We start from the raw sequence: 17772 nt of genomic DNA on the forward strand, positions 1-17772 counted from the left end.
GCCTGTCGAAGCATGAATTTCAGAATTTGCGAGTGCGGCAATCGCTCATATTCACAATTGAAAGGAGAATGTCATGGCACCAGACTATCCGTTGCCCCGTTTTCACTTCCAGGTGGTTTGGGGTGGCGCAAAGATCAGCTTCACGGAAGTGACGGGACTGATCATGGAGAGGGAAAAGATCGAATACCGGCACAGCGACAGCAAGGATTTCAACAAGATCGCCATGCCGGGATTGGTCAAGAACAACAACTTCACCTTGAAGCGCGGTAAGTTCGAGCGCGACTTCGACTTCAACACCTGGATGGACGACGTCGCGAACGACCGGGTCGAACATCGGCGCGACGTGACCATCACCCTCATGAATGAGAAACATGAGCCGGTGGCGGCCTGGACCGCGGCCCGCTGCTTCCCGGTCAAGGTCACCGCGCCCGATCTGAAATCGGACGCCAACGAGGCCGCCATCGAAAGCATCGAGGTCGCCCACGAGGGGCTGAAGCTGATGAAGGTCTAAAAGGCGCGTCATGACCGACTATTATCCGCCGTGGGGATTCTACTATCGGGTGGAGTTCGGCGTCAGCAAGAACAAGAACGACGTGCGCTTCCAGACCGTGTCGGGACTGTCGGTGGAATACGACATGGAGGAGTTCAAGGAGGGGGGCGAAAACCGCTTCACTCACAAGCTGCCCGTGCGTACCAAGTACTCCGACCTGGTGCTCAAGCGCGGCATGCTGACCGACTCGGAGGTGATCACCTGGATGCTGAAGGCATTCCGGGACCGCGATTTCCAGCCGTGCGACGTGACCGTGACGCTTTTGAATGAACAAAGCGAGCCGCTGCGGGTCTGGAAGGTGGTTCACGCCGTTCCCAAGAAGTGGCAGGCGAGCGACCTCAATGCCAGCGAAAGCTCGGTGGTGATCGAAACCCTGGAGCTGTCCTACCGGTACTTCACCATGGAATAGGATTCCCCCTGGCCTGCAGTAGAGACGGGAAGCCACATCGACAACGAGATCTCCGATGCCTATCGAGATAAAGGAACTGCATATCCGCATCGCCGTGACCCCCTCCGCAGCCGCCACGGCTGCCGCAGCGGGCAAGACGACGGGAGACGCCGCCAGGGACGCCATCGTGGCCGAGTGCGTGGAGCAGGTGATGAACATCCTTCAGAATAAGGCGGAGCGCTGATGGCCAAGGGGAACCTGGAAAAGATGCTGATCCTAGCTTTCGAGGACTCCAAGACCGCCGAAACGGGGGGCACCGGGGACGCAAAGGATAAGTTCGAAGCCCTCATCAACCCGGAGAGCTACACCCTGGAGTACAAGGTCAAGACCTCCGACGGGCAGGGCCAGGGCACCAGCGGGGCCCAGATAAAATTCGAGTACACGCTCCCGGAAGAACTCACCTTCGAGTTCCTCTTCGACAACACCGGGATCATCGACGGCAAGGCCAATCCCGACGGGGTGGGAGACGAGGTCAACCACTTCAGGCAGATGCTGACGGGCTACCAGGGAAGCTCGCACGAGCCTTACCACCTCAAGCTGATCTGGGGCGACCTGGTCTTCAAGGGGAGGGCCATCGAGCTAAGCCTCACCCACAAGCTCTTCAACTCCGATGGCAAGCCCATACGCACCGTCGCGAAGGTGAAGTTCAGGAAGAGCGTCGAAGAGAAAAAGCGGGCCCAGAAGGAGAAGAACAACTCCGCGGACCTGACCCACGTGCGGAAAGTGAGGCAGGGAGACACCCTGCCACTGACGTGCTCCCGCATCTATGGAGATCCTCGGCACTACCTCTCCGTTGCCAGGGTGAATGGGCTGGTGAATTTCAGGGCGCTGAAACCGGGACAGAATCTGGTCTTCCCGCCGTTCGAGAAGGCGGAGAAGACACCGTGACGACGGAATCGACTATACCGACTCCGGCCACCCCTGATGTCTGCACCATCGCTATCCTGGTGGAGGGCACGCAGATCCCGGGAGAGTTGCACGTGCTGACGGTCTCGGTGACCAAGGAGCTGAATCGAATCCCCACCGCAGTTATCCAGCTCAAGGACGGGGAAGCATCGAAGTCGACCTTCGAGGTCAGCAACAGCGACACCTTCATCCCCGGCAAGAAGATCGAGATCAAGCTCGGTTACCGGTCGCAGAACGACACCGTCTTCAAGGGGATGGTGGTGAAGCACAGCATCAAACTCCGCAAGAGCGGCAGCGTCCTCATCGTGGAATGCCGCGACGAGGCTGTGAGGATGACCTGTGGCGCGAAGAGCCGCTACTTCAATGACAAGAAGGACAGCGAGATTATCGACCAGATCCTAGGCTCCTACGCCCTGCAAAAAGACGTTCAAGCGACAAACCCTCCACTTAAAGAGGTCACGCAATACAACTCGACCGATTGGGACTTCATGCTCTGCCGGGCCGAGGCCAACGGGCAGGTCGTCATCGTTTCGGACGGTAAGGTCGCCGTGACGCTCCCGGCAACCGGGACAGAGCCCGTCGTCACCGTCCGCTTCGGCAGCACCCTTCTGGAACTGGACGCGGAGATCGACGCACGCCGGCAAAGCAAAGGGATCAAGGCCCTTAGCTGGGATGCCTCGGGGCAGGAGGTAGTGGATGTCGATGCGAAGGAGCCGCAGGCCACCAAGATGGGGAACCTTGCAGCGAGTGCCCTGGCCGACGTCATCGGTGGCGCTCCTCATCTCATAAGACATACAGGGAAGTTGAAGGAGCCTGAGTTGCAGGCTTGGGCGGATGGGCAGCTTTTGAAGGAGCGGTTGGCGAAGGTGCGGGGTCGGGCAAAGTTCCAGGGATTTGCCAAGGTCGCCCCCGGGAAGATCATTGAACTGACCGGCATCGGAGAGAGGTTCGAGGGAAAGATGTACGTCTCAGGGGTGCGGCAAACGGTCAGCAACGGGAATTGGGAAACAGACATCCAGTGGGGACTCGATCCCGGGCTCTTTGCCGAGACCTACAACCTGCGGCCGTTGCCAGCCTCCGGCCTGATCCCGGCCGTCAGCGGTCTCCAGATCGGCGTGGTAACGGTGCTGGAAAAGGATCCGGAAGGCGAGGACCGGATCAAGGTGAGGCTGCCGCTGGTGAGCCCGGCCGAGGAAGGAATCTGGGCCCGGATCGCCACACTCGATGCGGGGAAGAGTCGGGGAACCTTTTTCCGTCCGGAGATCGGCGACGAAGTGGTGATGGGATTCCTGAACGATGACCCCCGCCACCCGGTGGTACTGGGAATGTGCCACAGCAGCGCGAAGCCTGCGCCGGAGCCGGCCAGGAACACCAACCACAGGAAAGGCTACGTCAGTCGCTCCAAGATGCGGCTCACCTTCGATGACGACAGCAAGGCGATCCTGCTGGAGACTCCGGCGGGGAACAAGATCACGTTGTCCGAGGCCGACAAGGGGATCGTCCTCCAGGATCAGAACGGCAACAAGATCACCATGGACGACAGCGGCATCAAGATAGAAAGCAGCAAGGATCTGACCCTGAAGGCCGCGAAGGATGTGAAGGTCGAGGGGATGAACCTGGACCTGAAGGCGCAGACAGGGCTGAAAGCAGCCGGTGCAGCCACCGCAGAGGTCTCCGGAGCCAGCACGACTGTCAAGGGGAGCGCCACCACCATCATTCAAGGCGGGCTGGTGCAGATAAATTGAGTTTTCTCGTACACCCGGGTTTAAGTCCCCCTTTGAAAAAGGGGGATTTAGGGGGATTTAAGCCTTGGCAACGAGGCAAATCCCTCCGCCCCCCTTTTTCAAAGGGGAAGACAATCGGAGGCACAAATGCTACCAGCGGCGAGGGTGACAGATTTGATTGTCAGCACGGCCACCTCAGGCATCCCTACGCCCATCATTCCGCCGGGGGCGCCTACTGTGTTGATCGGCGGACTTCCGGCGGCAAGGATGGGAGACAGCTGCGGGGCTGACGTCATCCTCCTCGGCTCGACCACCGTCTTCATCGGCGGTCTGCCCGCCGCCAGGGTGGCCGATCCCACGGCAGGTGGTGGAATCGTGATGCCGCCGGGCGCGTTGACCGTTTTGATCGGGGGGTAAACGAGATGGAGCTCGATTTTCTGGGTCGCGGGTGGTCCTTCCCTCCCACCTTCACCAATGCGCCCGGCAGGGTGGAGATGCTGGAGCAGGAGGCGGACATAGCGTCGAGCCTGGAGATCCTGCTCACGACGGCCCAAGGAGAGCGGGTGATGCTGCCGGAGTACGGCTGCAACATGGACGAACTCCTCTTCGAGAATCTCGACACCCGCACGAAGACGCTGATGACGGACAAGATCGAGTCGGCCATCGTCTACAACGAGCCGCGGATCGAGCTGGAAAGTGTGAAGCTTGATGATACGGGCGAGTTGGAGGGAGTGGTCCTGATCGAGGTGGTCTACCGGGTCATCGCCACCAACACCCGCTACAACTTCGTCTTCCCGTACTACAAGGTTGAGGGTACAGACCTCGAGGTGGCCGCGACATTGCGGGTGCTGCCGGAAAGGGAATAAGACTTCACCCCTCCGGGGGGGGAGGGTGTGACGGAATGGGGCAGTTTCTCCGTGTCTCCCTAACGAATTCAGGTTCTCTACATGACGCCAATCATCGACTGCAATCAAAACAGGGATGACCTGAAGCTGGTCCGCGAGGGCACGGGCCAGGATCAGCGGCTCTCTCCGGCCCTCGATCCCGCCTATGCGCCGGTCGATGAGCACGGCGTTGCCCACCACATCGTCTTCGCCCAAGCCTACTCCGACCTGCTGAAATACTTCGACCTGGACGATACACCCGCCGGTACCTGGAAACCCTTCTTCAGCACGGATCTCTCTGTTCAACTCGCCGTAGCAGCGGTGCAGGACGTCAACCTGTACCGGGCAACGATCAAAGAATACTTCGACTTCCTGAAGGACCTAAGCCCCACATCGGACCTGAACAGGGCGAAGGACTCTCTCGGCTTCCTCTTCAGCATCGCCGGGACCGTGGCAAAGCAGCTGGATGTCCTGAAGGATGCCCTGCCGGAAGACAACATCTTCAGAACTTCCCTCCAGAACAGCATCCGGAGCCAACTAGCCCCCGCCTTCAGACGGCTCATCGCCTACTACAAAGCCGATCTCGCCTCCGCACCCAACACCCTCGTTGCCGACGTCCAGCCTGACCTGACCATCCTCGGCGCTACCACCCGTCCTTTCAGCCGGCTCTTTCCGGACGGGCTGGCACGGGACTGGATAACCGACGGCTCCGCGGACTGGACCGCCTATACGGCCGGTATCGCCGAAGATGCCTCGGTCTTCGGCTCAGGCGCCACGGAGCTGGAGCGGATCAACCACATCGCCACCCACAACCTCTTCACCTCCATCTTCGATCTTCTCCTCAGAAGCTACGCGCGCATAGTGAGCGACGCGGATCGGGCCCTGCAGGAGACCTTCACCAAGTACGACAGGCACGAGCCGCACTACACCTTGTTCCTGGCTTTCCTGCGCCTTTTGGAAGAGGCCCGGAAGGAAGCCAACACCCTTACTGCCCGGCACCTCGATTTCTACTACCGCGAGATCCTGAGGCTGAAGGAGAAGCCTCCCGAACCTGCGAAGGCGCATCTGCTGGTGGAACTGGCCAAGCAGGCGGCCGCCCATGAATTCCCGCCGGGCGAACTCTTCAACGCCGGCAAGGATGACCTCGGTGTCGATGCCTTCTTCGCCAACGACCGGGATTTCGTGGCTAACCAGGGGGAAGTCGCGGAGCTTAAGAGCGTGTACCGGCACGGCGACGAAAAGGTGGGCATGACCTCGCCCACAACCATTCATGAGGGGAGGGTCTATGCCTCGCCGGTGGCCAATTCCGACGACGGTCTGGGGGGGGAGCTGATCTCCCCGGATCAATCGTGGCACCCGTTTCACAACAAGAGGTATCAGGACGGAAAGCTGGCGCAGATCAGGATGCCGGAAGCGGAACTCGGCTTCGCCATCGCTTCGCACCACTTCCTGCTGGCCGAGGGGAAAAGGACGGTCACCGTCTTCTTTCCCGGCACGACCGCCGGCTTCACCGGGGATCACAGTGGCGACCTCGTCTGTTCCTTTACCGGGGAAAAGGGGTGGATCGAACTGCAGGCGAAGGCGGCCCAATTCACGGCGCAGAGCGGCGGGCTGAAACTCGACCTGGTCCTGACCGGCGCCGATCCCGGTGTCGTCCCTTATTCCCAAAAGATCCACGGCTATGCCTTCGCCACGAATTTGCCGATCCTGCTGGTGAAGCTGCGGCACCGGAGTGAGAAGTACTTCTACAACACCTTGCAGGATGCGCAGGTCGCCACGGTCGAGGTGACGGTAAAGGTAGAGGATCTGAGAACCCTGGCCGTGTCGAATGATTTTGGGCCCGTCGATCTCTCGAAGCCGTTCCAGCCCTTCGGGCCTTCACCGGATAAAGAGAGCGCCCTGATCGTCGGCTCAAAGGAGCTCTTTCAGAAGCACTTCTCGACGGTGACGGTCAAGGTCCAGTGGCAGAGCACGCCGGCGCCGTTCAACAACAAGGCCGTCACCGTCAGCGCCGGGTATCTGCAGGCAGGGACGTGGCACTCCTACACCAGCGAGAAAAAGAGCGTCACCGAATCGGCCTTCTTCGGCGAGCCTCCCTCGGGGACGCCGCCCTACATCGATGCCCCCGACCTGACGGAGCCGGAACAATACGGCAGTTCCTCTCGCCACGGTTTCATCAGGCTCAAGCTCGATGACGGCTTCGGACAGCGCGAGTTTCAGGACGCGCTCATCGCCTACATAAAGAGCGTCACCGATTCCGACACCTCGAACGACCTTCCCAAACCGTCGCCGCCGGTCGCCCCGGTGATAACCAGACTCACCGCCGACTACACCGCCACCCAGGCCATCGTCCTCGACAGCGCCAGCAAGGGGCTTTTCGAAAACCGCCAGAGCTATTTCTTCCATGTCGCTCCCTTCGGAAATGCGGAACAACATCCCTACCTCAAAGCCGTTACCACCACGACGGGCACTCCCGTTCCGGACAAGAACATCTACCTGCTGCCGCAACTCAAGCACCAGAACGAGCTGGACGAGAGCCTTCCCAAGGGCGAGACCGTGAGGCACGAGGGGGAATTCTTTGTCGGCATCACCGATCTTATCCCGCCGCAAAACCTTGCCCTCCTCTTCGAGGTCGCCGACGGCACCGCCGATCCGCTGGCGAAGAAGCCCCGCCCGCACATCCAGTGGAGCTACCTCCGCAACAACGAATGGATACCTTTCGCCTCCAGTGATGTCGAGGACGCCACCAGTGAATTGCTGAAATCGGGAATCATCACCTTCTCCGTACCGCGGGACGCATCCGACAACAACACCCTGCTCCCCGCCGGGATGCACTGGATCAGGGGAGCGGTGGCCAAGAAAAGCGACGCCGTCTGCCGCCTGATCCAGGTCGCGGCCCAGGCCCTGCAAGCCACATTCATGAATAAGGGGAACGACCCTGCCTTCCCGGCCAAGGTGCTGCCACCGGGGACCATCAGCAAGCTCGATCAACCCGATGCCGATGTAAAGAAAATCAGCCAGCCCTTCCCCACCTTCGGCGGCCGGGGCCAGGAAAAGCCGGCGGCATTCTACACCCGCGTCAGCGAACGGCTGCGGCACAAGGACCGGGCCATCGCGCTGTGGGACTACGAGCGGCTGGTACTGGAGGCGTTCCCCCAGGTCTACAGGGCGAAATGCCTCAACCACACCCATTACGACTCGGACGAAACCGGGAAGGGCATCTACCGCGAGCTGGCACCCGGCCACGTCACCATCGTCACCATCCCGAACCAGCATTTCCCCAGCCTGCGCGACCCCTTGAAGCCGTACACGAGCCTGGGGCTGCTGGACGAGATCGCCTCCTTCCTCGCCACGCGGACTTCGTGCTTCGTCACCCTGCACGTGAAGAATCCCCAGTTCGAAGAGGCCAGGGTGAGCTGCAAGGTCCGCTTCTACCCCGGCTTCGACGAAAGTTTCTACACCAACAGGCTGAAGGAGGCCATCACCCGCTTCCTGTCCCCGTGGGCCTTCGCCGACGGCGGCGCCCCTTCGTTCGGAGGGAAGATCTACAAGTCCGTGCTGATCGATTTCGTGGAGGAGCTCCCGTACGTCGATTACGTGACCGACTTCCTGCTGTTTCACAAATTCCAGGACCTCAACGGTGGCGATGTGATCGAAGAAGGCGACGAGATAACGGGTTCCAAGGCTGTCTCCATCCTGGTTTCGGCCAGGGAGCATACCATCGCAGTCCTTAAACCCGCCGCGGAGGAGACTCCCGGCGAGATCTGCCCGAGCCCAGCATGAGCGACGTAACGCTGACCATACCGAAACAGCCCGCCCTGAAGCCAGCCGAGGATTTTTTCCGTCTCCGGCTGGAGGGGATCCTCTTTATCGAGCAGATGGGGAGCCGCCTGTGGACCGACTACAACGAGCACGATCCAGGCATCACCATCCTCGAAGCCCTCTGCTACGCCATCACCGATCTGGCCTACCGTATCGGCTGGGATATCAAGGACCTGCTGGCGCCCAAGGCCCCCTCGCCGGACCGCGCCCATCCCTACCCGCACCAGGCGTTCTTCACCGCCAGGGAGATCCTGACGGTCAACCCGACCACGCCCGACGACTTCCGCCGCCTGCTCATCGACCTGGAGCTGGTGCGCAACGCCTGGATCTTCTGCAAGAAGTGCCCATGCGACGTCATCTACTACGCCTGGTGCGATGACAGGGACAACCTGTCGCTCTCATACCTGCAGCCGCTGACCTTCCAGTCGAAACCGGTCTGGGCGCTGGGATTGTACGAAGCCCTGCTGGAACTTGAAGAAGACCCGCACGTCGGCGATCTGAACGACCGGAAGATCGTCTCCAGCTTTGTCTTGCGTGATGCGGACGGCGCGGCTCATACCACCATCATGGAACTACGCTTCCCGGACCCGGCACTATCCGACCGTGATCTGTGGGCCCTATTCCTGGAGAGTGACGACGCCTTCGAAAACAAGAACGGCAAGTCCTTCAACGTCACCCTCACCGGCTTTGGCGCCGTCAAGTCTTATGACCTCTTCACCGATGCCACCCTCAACGACGATCAGAGAAACAGCTTCCTGCGCAAGCACTGGCGCAACGTCTTCTATGCCAGTTTCGAGATCGAGCTGCAGCCGACCGGGGAGAAGATCCCCATAGTAAACGCCGCCCTGCGCCTCTTCGGGGACGTCACTTCCAAAAACGCCGCCACTGCCGCCGGCCTCAAGGCCCTGCTGGAGGAGAAGTCGGCGGAGGGATTCATCCACCATTACCGGAAAAAGGAGAAGGAGAAGCTCGCCGCGGTGCAAAGCGCCAAGGCCGCCCTCCATGCCCACCGCAACCTGGACGAGGACTATTGCCGCGTCAGGATCGTGGGGATCGAGGAGGTGGCGGTCTGCGCCGACGTCGAGGTCAGGCCCGATGCCGACATCGAGCTGGTGCAGGCGCGCATCTGGTTCGAGATCGAGCGCTACTTCAACCCGCCGGTCCCCTTCTACTCCCTGCAGGAACTCCTCGATGCCGGGGTAGCGGTGGAGGAAATCTTCAACGGCCCGGCGCTGGACAACGGCTTCATCAAGAAAGAGGACCTGGAAGCCGCCTCGCTCAAGTCGGTACTGCGCGCCTCGGACATAATAAACCTCCTGATGGAAATCGACGGGGTGATCGCCGTCAACCACCTCCAGCTGACCAAGTACGACAGCGAAGGCAATCTGTTCAGCGGCGCCGCCGATCCGACCTGGATCGCCGGCAAGCCCATCTTCGACGCCGCCAAGACCAGCGCCTCGTGGCTGTTGTTCATCAGCCCGCAGCATCAGCCGAGGCTCTATCTGAACGCTTCCCGCTTCCTCTTCTCCAAAAACGGCCTCCCCTTCCTGCCACGGATGGACGAAGCGCTGGACACTCTGACCCAGCTGCGGGGCGAGGCGGAACGTCCGAAGATAAAGGGGGCGCCGAACGATATTCAGGTTCCATTGGGGACCTTCCGCGACGTCGAGGATTATTTCCCGGTCCAATACAGCTTCCCGCTGACCTACGGCATCGGCCCCAACCAGCTTCCTTCCGATGCCACCGCCAACCGCCGGGCGCAGGCAAAGCAGCTGAAAGCGTACCTGCTGGTCTTCGAACAGATACTGGCCGACGCCTTCGCCCAGATAGCCCACGCCGGGGACCTCTTCTCGCTCGACACCACTGTGGCCGGCAGCTACTTCGTGAAGGAGTTCAAAGAGGAGATCATCCAGGGCTACAACCAGATCAGCAACGGACTGACGCTGGCGAAGCTCCAGGCTCTGGCGGAGACGGTCCCGGAATTCGAGGAGCGCCGCAACCGTTTCCTGGACCACATCCTGGCCCGGTTCGGCGAGCAGTTCAACGACTACGCGCTGCTGCTCACCAACCTGCGAGGCCAGCGGGTGGCGCTCGACCGCCTGATCGAGGACAAGATCGCCTTCATCAACGCCTACCCCAGGATCAGCCACGACCGTGGCAAGGCCTTCGACTGCCGGGACATCTTCGCCGACCCGCAGACGAACATCGCCGGCATCAAGAAGAGGATCAGCCTGCTGCTCGGGTATCCCGATCTCGCCTTCAGCTGGACCGTCACCAGCCTGGGAGGCGACAGCTACGAGGTCGTTTTCCAGCTCAAGGATCAGAACGGGGCGCTCCTCTTGGACGGCAACCTCGCCATAACGTCCACCAACCCGGCAGCGGTCACCGGCAAGGCCCACCACGAAGTCCTGGTGCGGCTCATCCTGCCGGACGCTTACCAGATCGACCCGGTGGGCGGTGGATTCAGGCTCTCGGTCACCGACGGAGCCGGGAACCCCCTCGCCGCCCATCCCGGGACCTTCGCCACGAGGGGCGAGGCGCAGGCACTAAAGGACGAACTCCTGGGCTGGAGCGCCAACGAGCGGTTGATCGTGGTGGAGCACCTGCTGCTGCGACCGAAGTTCCCCGGCGACGCCCTCTTCCCCGTCTGCACCGAGGGCCCCTGTGCCACCTGCGGCGCGGAGGATCCCTATTCATTCCGGCTCACCTTCGTGATGCCCGGCTGGACGGCTCCCTACAACACCGACCTGGATCTGCGCGGCTTCGCCGACCGCACCGTCCGCGAGCAAACGCCCTCCCACCTCCTCGATAAAATCTGCTGGGTCGGCAACGACGGTTTCATCGAGAACCTCTGTGACCCCATCATCACCGAGCTGGCCCGGTTACTGGAAACGAAAGGAGAGACGACGGGGGGAGAGAAGCCGACCGAGGCCGACGCCTGCGCCTGCGCCGGGGAGATCTACCAGGCCTTCAGCGATACCTTCAGGACCTGGTATCAGGACAAGACGCTGGATTACCTCCACTCCGCCACCCTGGAAGCGGATCTCAAGCAGGAGTTCTCACAGGGACCGGATCCAACCACCATCTCCTGCACCACTCTCCTCCCACCCCTCTGGCCGGAGGTCCAGTCCCTGATGGTCGCTTACTTCCACCAGATAGCCCTTTTCGGCTTCCAGTTCGAGAGGTTCGAGGCTGCCTGGCAGAAGTGGCTGGAGGCAGATGCGGGCATAGACTGGACGGAAGAACATCTGCGGGAAGACGTGGAAAGGATCCTCGCCGAAAATGTGAAGACGGTCGCGGCAACGGTTTCTCCCAGGGACAAGGTGCCGGCAGGTGCGGCGATCATCATGCAGCAGATCGGCGCTCAGTTCCATGCAGCCCTGGAAACAGCCGCCCAAGCGGGCCATGCCCCGGAGGTTCCCGATTTCCAGGTCGAGCTGCCGCCAGCCGGCGACGGCATCACCTTCAACGACGGCACGGACCAAAAGATCAAGGACCTGCTGCAACTCCGCTACCAGCTCTACCTTGAAGTCTCCTATCGCCTTTGGGTGGTGGTGAACCTCCTTGCCACATTGCGAAATACCTATCCTCCCGCCACCTTGCACGATTGCGACGAAGGTAACGACAAAAACCCGGTGCGTCTGGGGATAACGGCTCTAGGAAGTGACAGAGGTGCTCTGCGATGAAACCTTCTCAAGATACATATCCGATCTTCGAACCGAACCAGGTTCTCTCCGACCTCCATTTGAACGAGGCCTTCGGCTATCTCGACGAGCAGGAACGCCTCACCCGGGCCAATCTCATCGGCATCGGCATCGTGTGCGGCCTCCAGATCAGCCTGGACCAGACGGCGGCAACCGTTTCCATCTCGAGGGGGTGCGGCGTCACGTCGCAGGGGTATCTCCTTACCGAGCCCGATGATGTAACCCTCCCCTCTTTCAAGCCGTACACCCTGCCGGTCGAGCCACCGTACCCTCCGTTCATGAAGGGTGCCGCCCAGTTCGACCTGTGGGAACTCCTGCCGGCGAACGAGCCTGGAACGACCCTGCTGAAGGATTCGCCGGACTTCCTGAAGGGCAAGGCGGTCCTCCTCTTCCTGGAACTGAACAAGGAGGGTTTGCGCAACTGCAGCCTCAACAACTGCGACGACCGGGGCTCCCAGGTGGTCATCACCCTGCGGCGGCTCCTGGTCAACAGGACCGACCTCGACCTGATGATCGCCGCGGCAAACCGGCTCCCGGAGCTGACGGGAACCGACCTGGAAGGGGTCGTGCTGGCAGGGTTGAACCTCCCCGACCTGCGCCTGCCCCGCTACGATGTTCCCAACACGGGACCGGCGACCACGCAGCAGGTGCTGGCAGCTTTTCTCGCCGTCTTCACCACGGAAAAGCTCGCCTCCAAACTGGCGGCAGCACTGACGGCGGCCTACAACGCCTTCCTCCCCCTGCTGCAGAAGAAGTACCCATCCGATCCGTTCACCGTCTTCACCGCCAGGTTCGGCTTTCTCGACACCGCGCCAACCACCCCGGCGCAGGTGCGTTTCCTGCAGCATTACTACGACCTCTTCGATGACCTCCTGAGCGCCTACTACGAGTTCCGCGCCAAGGGGATCGATCTCCTCTGCGCCTGCTGCCCTCCGGACGCCCTGTTCCCGCGCCACCTCATGCTGGGCCTTCTCTTCCCCAGCGAAGTCAGCAACCCCGGCATCTACCGTCACCACTTCCTGGCCTCCCCGGCCCTGGGCCGCTGCGAGGACCGCACCCTGGATCTCCAGCAGTTGTTCGATCGCCTGGTGGAGATGATCGGCCGCTTCACCGAGGACCCTCCCCTGGCCCAGCCACCGGCCACATCCCGGGCCGCCCTGCCGGTCCGGATCACCCCGAGCAGGCTCGGTCGCGCGCCGCTGTCGGAAAAGGCCATCCCTTACTACTACCTGGAAAACGGCACCCCGCCCCTCTACCAGCTCTGGAATCCCGGCAGGAGCAGGATTGGCCGGGCCAACCAGAACCTCAGCTACCGCTCCGACGAGTACGCCCCGCCAGCGCCTCCCTTCGTCACCGAGGCCCTTCGCTACGACCTCGAACCGTACAACTTCCTGCGCATCGAGGGGCATCTCGGGAAGGATTACCAGCGGGTCTTGAGCACCCTGCTGGCAATGAAGTCCCGCTTCCGCCTCCCCATCGAGATCGTCGCCCTGCGCACCGGCGCCTTCAGCGAAGGGATCCCGATCGATCTCGCCAAGGAGAGTTGCCACTTTCAGGACCTGGAAGCGCTGTACGACACCCTGAAGGCGGAGCTGGTCTGCTTCCTGTGCAAGGAGGTGCAGTACTTCTACGCCCTCCCCTTCGACATGAGAGCCTCGGCCGCCGGCCCTGCCAAGCTTCCGCTACTGGTTCAGTGCGCTCCCGGCTTCGTGGTCCGGCCCCGGACCCTGGGCCGCCTCTTCGAAGATTGGCTGGCAGCCCAGAAGACCATCCCGGATATCGATCCGAACATCATCATGAACTTCCTCAACGCCCAGAACGTCGGACAGAGCAACATCATCATCTTCTACATCATCATCTTCATCTCGAAGCTCTACGAGCAGCTCGCGCCCGACTTGCAGGACTTCGATTTCCCGAATTTCGAGAAGCGGCACCAGGACCTGGCGAGCGTGACGGCGGCGATCGAAAAGGAAAGGGAACAGGCGGTCGGCAACATCCAGGGCAATGCCGATCTCCTGAAGTGGGAAGAGCTCGACGACCGGCTGGAGGATATCATCTACCATTGCCGCCTGGCTGCCTTCCAGGCCCTGGTCGACGAGTACCTGCGCCGGGTACGGCAAGTGAAGGAAAAGGAATTCCTGAGCTTCTTCCTGCGCCGCCACCCCGGGATCCAGCACAAGGCGGGGGTGCCGCCGGGAGGCACCTTCGTCATCGTCTATCACAGCCAGCCCCGACGCGGAGTGATCATCGATCCGATCTTTACCAGGGGTGTCAACCCGGTCAGCGGGGTCAACGTCCTATCCGCCGGCGCCAACAGCCTGCGCTCCTCGTGCCTCACACAACTTCAGAACCCGGCGCTGACGGAGGCATTCTCCAGGATCAGCGCCAACCGCAAGCTGGTCATCGATCCCGACATCCGCGTCGTGCTCGGCTCACTGCTGGGAGAGGTTCCCGATCTCACCGTCGATCTCCCCCCGCCGACTGAAGCGGGCAACGTCATCGACGAGGCGGTCAAAGAGATCGCCGAAGGGACGGTGATCGCCGACTTCTACCTGCCGTATCTCTGCTGCTCCGACTGTCCTCCGGTGCAGTTCGTTCTGCCAAGGACGCCGCCGAGTTTCGATGTCCGGATCGCCTGCACCAACGCGAACAATGAAGCCGAGGTGACCGTCACGCCGGCAGGAGGCCTTCCGCCGTACAGCATCAAGGTCGACACCCAGGATTACCGGCCGCTGAACGGGGCGCTGCTGCTGGCCACCGGGGCGCATGCGCTGGTGATGCGGGACCAGGAGGCGACCGAATCGGCCCCGCGGACCATCGACGTCCCGGCACCACTTCTTCTCGCCCCCCCGGGCTTCGACTGCAGTGTTGGCCAGAATCAATACGTCGCCACCATTCCCATCACCGGGGGCACCCCGCCCTACACCGCCAACCGCGGCACGGTGAGCGGCGAAACCTATCTGAGCGACCCGTTGCCCGGAGACACCGACGTCGAGATCATCATCACCGACAGCCGGGGATGCACCGCCACCACAAGACTGAGGCACTCCTGCCTCCCGGCACTCGCTTTCACCATGGACACCGGCTGCACGGCCCAGAACGGGGCCCCGGTGAAAGTCGTCCCGACCGGAGGCACTGCGCCCTACCGGGTCCAGGTCGACCAGAATCCTCTCGCGCCGGTGGGCGACACCTTTAACCTCCAGCCCGGAAACCACACCATCACCGTCCAGGATGCGGCCGGGACGGTAACCGCGCCGCAAACGGCGGTCATTGCGCCGAAGCTCGTGCTGAGGGAAACGAATTTCACCTGCGAGGGGACCGCCAGCTACCGGTCCTCCATTTCCATCCTGGGCGGGTCGCAGCCCTATCTCTTCAACGGCAACCTGGTCGCCGGCAATTCCATCGAGACAGATTCCATCCCCAGCGGCACCCAGGCCTCCGTAACGGTCACCGACAAGAACAACTGCTCCGCCACGATAAAAGTTCAGCACAGCTGCGATCAGCAGTGCAATCTCCCGTGCAACGGCGAGTCACAGCGCTGCGCCTACCGGTTGTGGCTCCAACCGCCGGACGGTGTCGGCTACAAGTCCTACAAGCAGGACTCCGCGGTCACCTTGCGCTTCAACGGCCAGGACATTCCGCTCCCCGATGCCGCGAAGCTGGTGCAGTTCCCGGTGGCTGCGCTGAATTCATCATTCGACAATACGGTCGGCAGCAGTATCAAAAAGCTCAACGACGCCATCAATACCGCCTTGGTGGCGACCCTGGGAGAGGCGGGCAAGGACCGGCTGGTGCTGACTCCGGCGGACCCTGCGGCCCCCTTCCCGTTCGGGGTGTTTTTCATCGAGCATTTCGCCTGCGAGACCTTCACCCTCGAATTCAACTGCACCTTCGCCGAGCCCAATCCCGCCTACAGCCTTACCGTGCGCTATACCAACGACCCCGCCTTCAACGGCATGATCGTGATCAACCGCCGGCTGAACGACAAGGAGACGCGCGTGCCCGCCTTCGAGTGCGCCCAGCGCAACCTCTGCACGCATACCGACTTCACCAGCCTCTGCACGGGCAGTGCGCCCAAGCCGGTTGCGAAGTCCATCAGGGAGGGCAATACCCTCCTCCTCTCAGGCGACGTCGAAAATCCGTCAGAAGTGACGGTGACCGCGTGGGTCTGGGATCTGAACCAGGCGAATCCATCGGAGCCGTTCTACGAGGGGAAAGAGGTGACCGCCGCGGTGCGAAAGGCGACCGGGACCGCAAGGCTCACCGCGATAACCAGGGATGGGTGCTTCGGGCGGGCCGAAGTCCAGCTCGGATGACCCACATCGTTCGGCAGCAATACCTCCATGTCGAGCTGGAAGGGACGGAGGGGGACGGGCTGGCCCTGCAGCGGAGCCTGCCCGTGCTATGCCGGAACTGGATGACCCCGGCGATCGAGGAGGTCCTGGACCGTTTCGCCCCGCCGGACAGGCATCTGTCGATAGAGCGCCTGGAGGTGGACGCCGGCATTCTCTCGCTGGAAGCCCTGGATAGCAGGCTGGCGGAATCGGTAGCGCAGGCGCTTGAGAAGTCCCTTCGGGAACGGCTCCGCCCTGTAACCTCGCCCCCTGCGCAGGTTGGGGAAAAGTCACCACGGCAGGTCATCGATGAAGCTTTCGTGCACTTCCTCGTTACCGGAATCCTGCCTTGGTCCTTCCGTCTCCCGGCGGGAAGGAGCCTTGAAGAAGTCGTCCTCCAGTCGTGGCAGAACGGCGCCAGCCCGGAGGGGAAGTTTCACATCACCGATCGGATGCTGGAGGCCCTTGCCTCCTCAACTGCGCGAGCCAGGCTGGTTCGCCAATTCTCGCCTCGTTTCCTCAAAATGATGCTGGCTCTGCTGTCCCCCCCGACCGGGGATGCCATGGAGAAAATGCTCCAGGCGCTCACGCCCCTGCCCTTTCCGTCCGGCGTACTGACGGATCTGGAGAGAACCCTGGTGGAGGTCGCATGCGCCCGGCTTGCCGCGGGAGAGAGGGTCTCGGAAGATCTTCTTCTCGGCGATGCCTTGCGCGCACTGCCCGGAACGCCCCTGGGAGATGCCGTCCTGGCGGGGGAGCTTCAGCGGCGCTGGCCCGAGGCAATCGAGCCGACGCCGGTTATCACCAGTACCCGGCAAGGTGAGGAGGACGAGGGAGGCGAGCCGTCCAACGGCGCCTCACGGCGCGCTGCCCCCGATAACCATCCGGAAGCCGGCGACGGCATCTACGTCGACAATGCCGGCTCCGTCTTGTTACACCCTTTCCTGCCCGCATTCTTCCGGGCCGTCGAGGTCGCTGCCGGGGATAATCTCCTGCAACCTGGACGCGCCCTGTGCCTGCTGCACCTCGTCGCCACCGGCCAAAGCATCGCACCGGAATACGAGGTAACCCTGCTCAAGATCCTCTGCGATATTCCCCCGGACGCACCCGTTGAGGCGGACGCCGCACTCACGGCTTTCGAGAAGGAAGAGGCAGACGCCCTGCTCCGCGCCGTGATCGGGCACTGGGAAGCTCTGAGGAGCACCTCACCCGACGGCTTGCGGGGAAGCTTCCTGCTGCGCCCCGGGAAACTCTCGCTTCGCGATGGCGATTGGTTGTTGCAGGTCGAACCGCAGACTTGCGATATCCTTTTAGACCAGCTGCCGTGGGGCCTTTCGATGATCAAGCTGCCGTGGATGGAAAGGATGCTGTGGGTGGAGTGGAGGTAGAGAGCGGGATCC

General features: G+C 61.9%; 11 protein-coding genes. All 11 read left to right on the top strand.

Features of this window, described 5'->3' with window-relative positions:
* Window positions 1–73 precede the first annotated feature (73 nt).
* The 11 genes from AC11W3_RS17030 to AC11W3_RS17080 all read left to right on the top strand — a co-directional run bounded on the left by AC11W3_RS17030 (window position 74) and on the right by AC11W3_RS17080 (window position 17760).
* Window positions 74–511: a phage tail protein gene (locus AC11W3_RS17030; RefSeq protein ID WP_484089775.1), complete on the top strand. Its 438-nt coding sequence runs from the start codon at window positions 74–76 to the stop codon at window positions 509–511.
* A 10-nt stretch (window positions 512–521) separates the two neighbouring features.
* Entirely contained in the window at window positions 522–959 is a 438-nt protein-coding gene (locus tag AC11W3_RS17035; RefSeq protein ID WP_484089776.1) for a phage tail protein, read from the top strand.
* Between the two features lie 55 nt (window positions 960–1014).
* Complete coding sequence (locus AC11W3_RS17040) at window positions 1015–1182, top strand: DUF5908 family protein (protein WP_484089777.1); 168 nt, start codon at window positions 1015–1017, stop codon at window positions 1180–1182.
* On the top strand, window positions 1182–1886 hold the full coding sequence (locus tag AC11W3_RS17045; protein WP_484089778.1) for a CIS tube protein: 705 nt from the start codon (window positions 1182–1184) through the stop codon (window positions 1884–1886). The genes AC11W3_RS17040 and AC11W3_RS17045 overlap by 1 nt, the downstream gene beginning before the upstream one ends.
* Window positions 1883–3649: a type VI secretion system tip protein VgrG gene (vgrG, locus tag AC11W3_RS17050; RefSeq protein WP_484089779.1), complete on the top strand. Its 1767-nt coding sequence runs from the start codon at window positions 1883–1885 to the stop codon at window positions 3647–3649. Before AC11W3_RS17045 ends, vgrG begins: the two co-directional genes overlap by 4 nt.
* A gap of 126 nt (window positions 3650–3775) precedes the next feature.
* A complete protein-coding gene (locus tag AC11W3_RS17055) occupies window positions 3776–4045 on the top strand; it encodes a PAAR domain-containing protein (RefSeq protein WP_484089780.1) in 270 nt (89 codons plus the stop codon).
* 5 nt (window positions 4046–4050) lie between these two features.
* On the top strand, window positions 4051–4494 hold the full coding sequence (locus AC11W3_RS17060) for a GPW/gp25 family protein (protein WP_484089781.1): 444 nt from the start codon (window positions 4051–4053) through the stop codon (window positions 4492–4494).
* 81 nt (window positions 4495–4575) lie between these two features.
* Complete coding sequence (locus tag AC11W3_RS17065; protein WP_484089782.1) at window positions 4576–8295, top strand: baseplate J/gp47 family protein; 3720 nt, start codon at window positions 4576–4578, stop codon at window positions 8293–8295.
* Window positions 8292–12020 carry a hypothetical protein gene (locus AC11W3_RS17070; RefSeq protein WP_484093411.1) on the top strand — a complete coding sequence of 1243 codons (3729 nt, stop codon included), beginning with the start codon at window positions 8292–8294 and terminating at the stop codon, window positions 12018–12020. The genes AC11W3_RS17065 and AC11W3_RS17070 overlap by 4 nt, the downstream gene beginning before the upstream one ends.
* Window positions 12017–16354: a hypothetical protein gene (locus AC11W3_RS17075; protein WP_484093412.1), complete on the top strand. Its 4338-nt coding sequence runs from the start codon at window positions 12017–12019 to the stop codon at window positions 16352–16354. Before AC11W3_RS17070 ends, AC11W3_RS17075 begins: the two co-directional genes overlap by 4 nt.
* Window positions 16351–17760 carry a contractile injection system tape measure protein gene (locus AC11W3_RS17080; RefSeq protein ID WP_484089785.1) on the top strand — a complete coding sequence of 470 codons (1410 nt, stop codon included), beginning with the start codon at window positions 16351–16353 and terminating at the stop codon, window positions 17758–17760. Before AC11W3_RS17075 ends, AC11W3_RS17080 begins: the two co-directional genes overlap by 4 nt.
* Window positions 17761–17772 lie beyond the last annotated feature (12 nt).

Source organism: Geomonas sp. (assembly GCF_056994735.1).

Excerpts from the sequence above, each read along its gene's own strand:
- AC11W3_RS17030 (WP_484089775.1), top strand. The coding sequence starts at position 74 with ATGGCACCAGACTATCCGTTGCCCCGTTTTCACTTCCAGGTGGTTTGG.
- AC11W3_RS17035 (WP_484089776.1), top strand. The coding sequence starts at position 522 with ATGACCGACTATTATCCGCCGTGGGGATTCTACTATCGGGTGGAGTTC.
- AC11W3_RS17040 (WP_484089777.1), top strand. The coding sequence starts at position 1,015 with ATGCCTATCGAGATAAAGGAACTGCATATCCGCATCGCCGTGACCCCC.
- AC11W3_RS17045 (WP_484089778.1), top strand. The coding sequence starts at position 1,182 with ATGGCCAAGGGGAACCTGGAAAAGATGCTGATCCTAGCTTTCGAGGAC.
- AC11W3_RS17055 (WP_484089780.1), top strand. The coding sequence starts at position 3,776 with ATGCTACCAGCGGCGAGGGTGACAGATTTGATTGTCAGCACGGCCACC.
- AC11W3_RS17060 (WP_484089781.1), top strand. The coding sequence starts at position 4,051 with ATGGAGCTCGATTTTCTGGGTCGCGGGTGGTCCTTCCCTCCCACCTTC.
- AC11W3_RS17065 (WP_484089782.1), top strand. The coding sequence starts at position 4,576 with ATGACGCCAATCATCGACTGCAATCAAAACAGGGATGACCTGAAGCTG.
- AC11W3_RS17070 (WP_484093411.1), top strand. The coding sequence starts at position 8,292 with ATGAGCGACGTAACGCTGACCATACCGAAACAGCCCGCCCTGAAGCCA.
- AC11W3_RS17075 (WP_484093412.1), top strand. The coding sequence starts at position 12,017 with ATGAAACCTTCTCAAGATACATATCCGATCTTCGAACCGAACCAGGTT.
- AC11W3_RS17080 (WP_484089785.1), top strand. The coding sequence starts at position 16,351 with ATGACCCACATCGTTCGGCAGCAATACCTCCATGTCGAGCTGGAAGGG.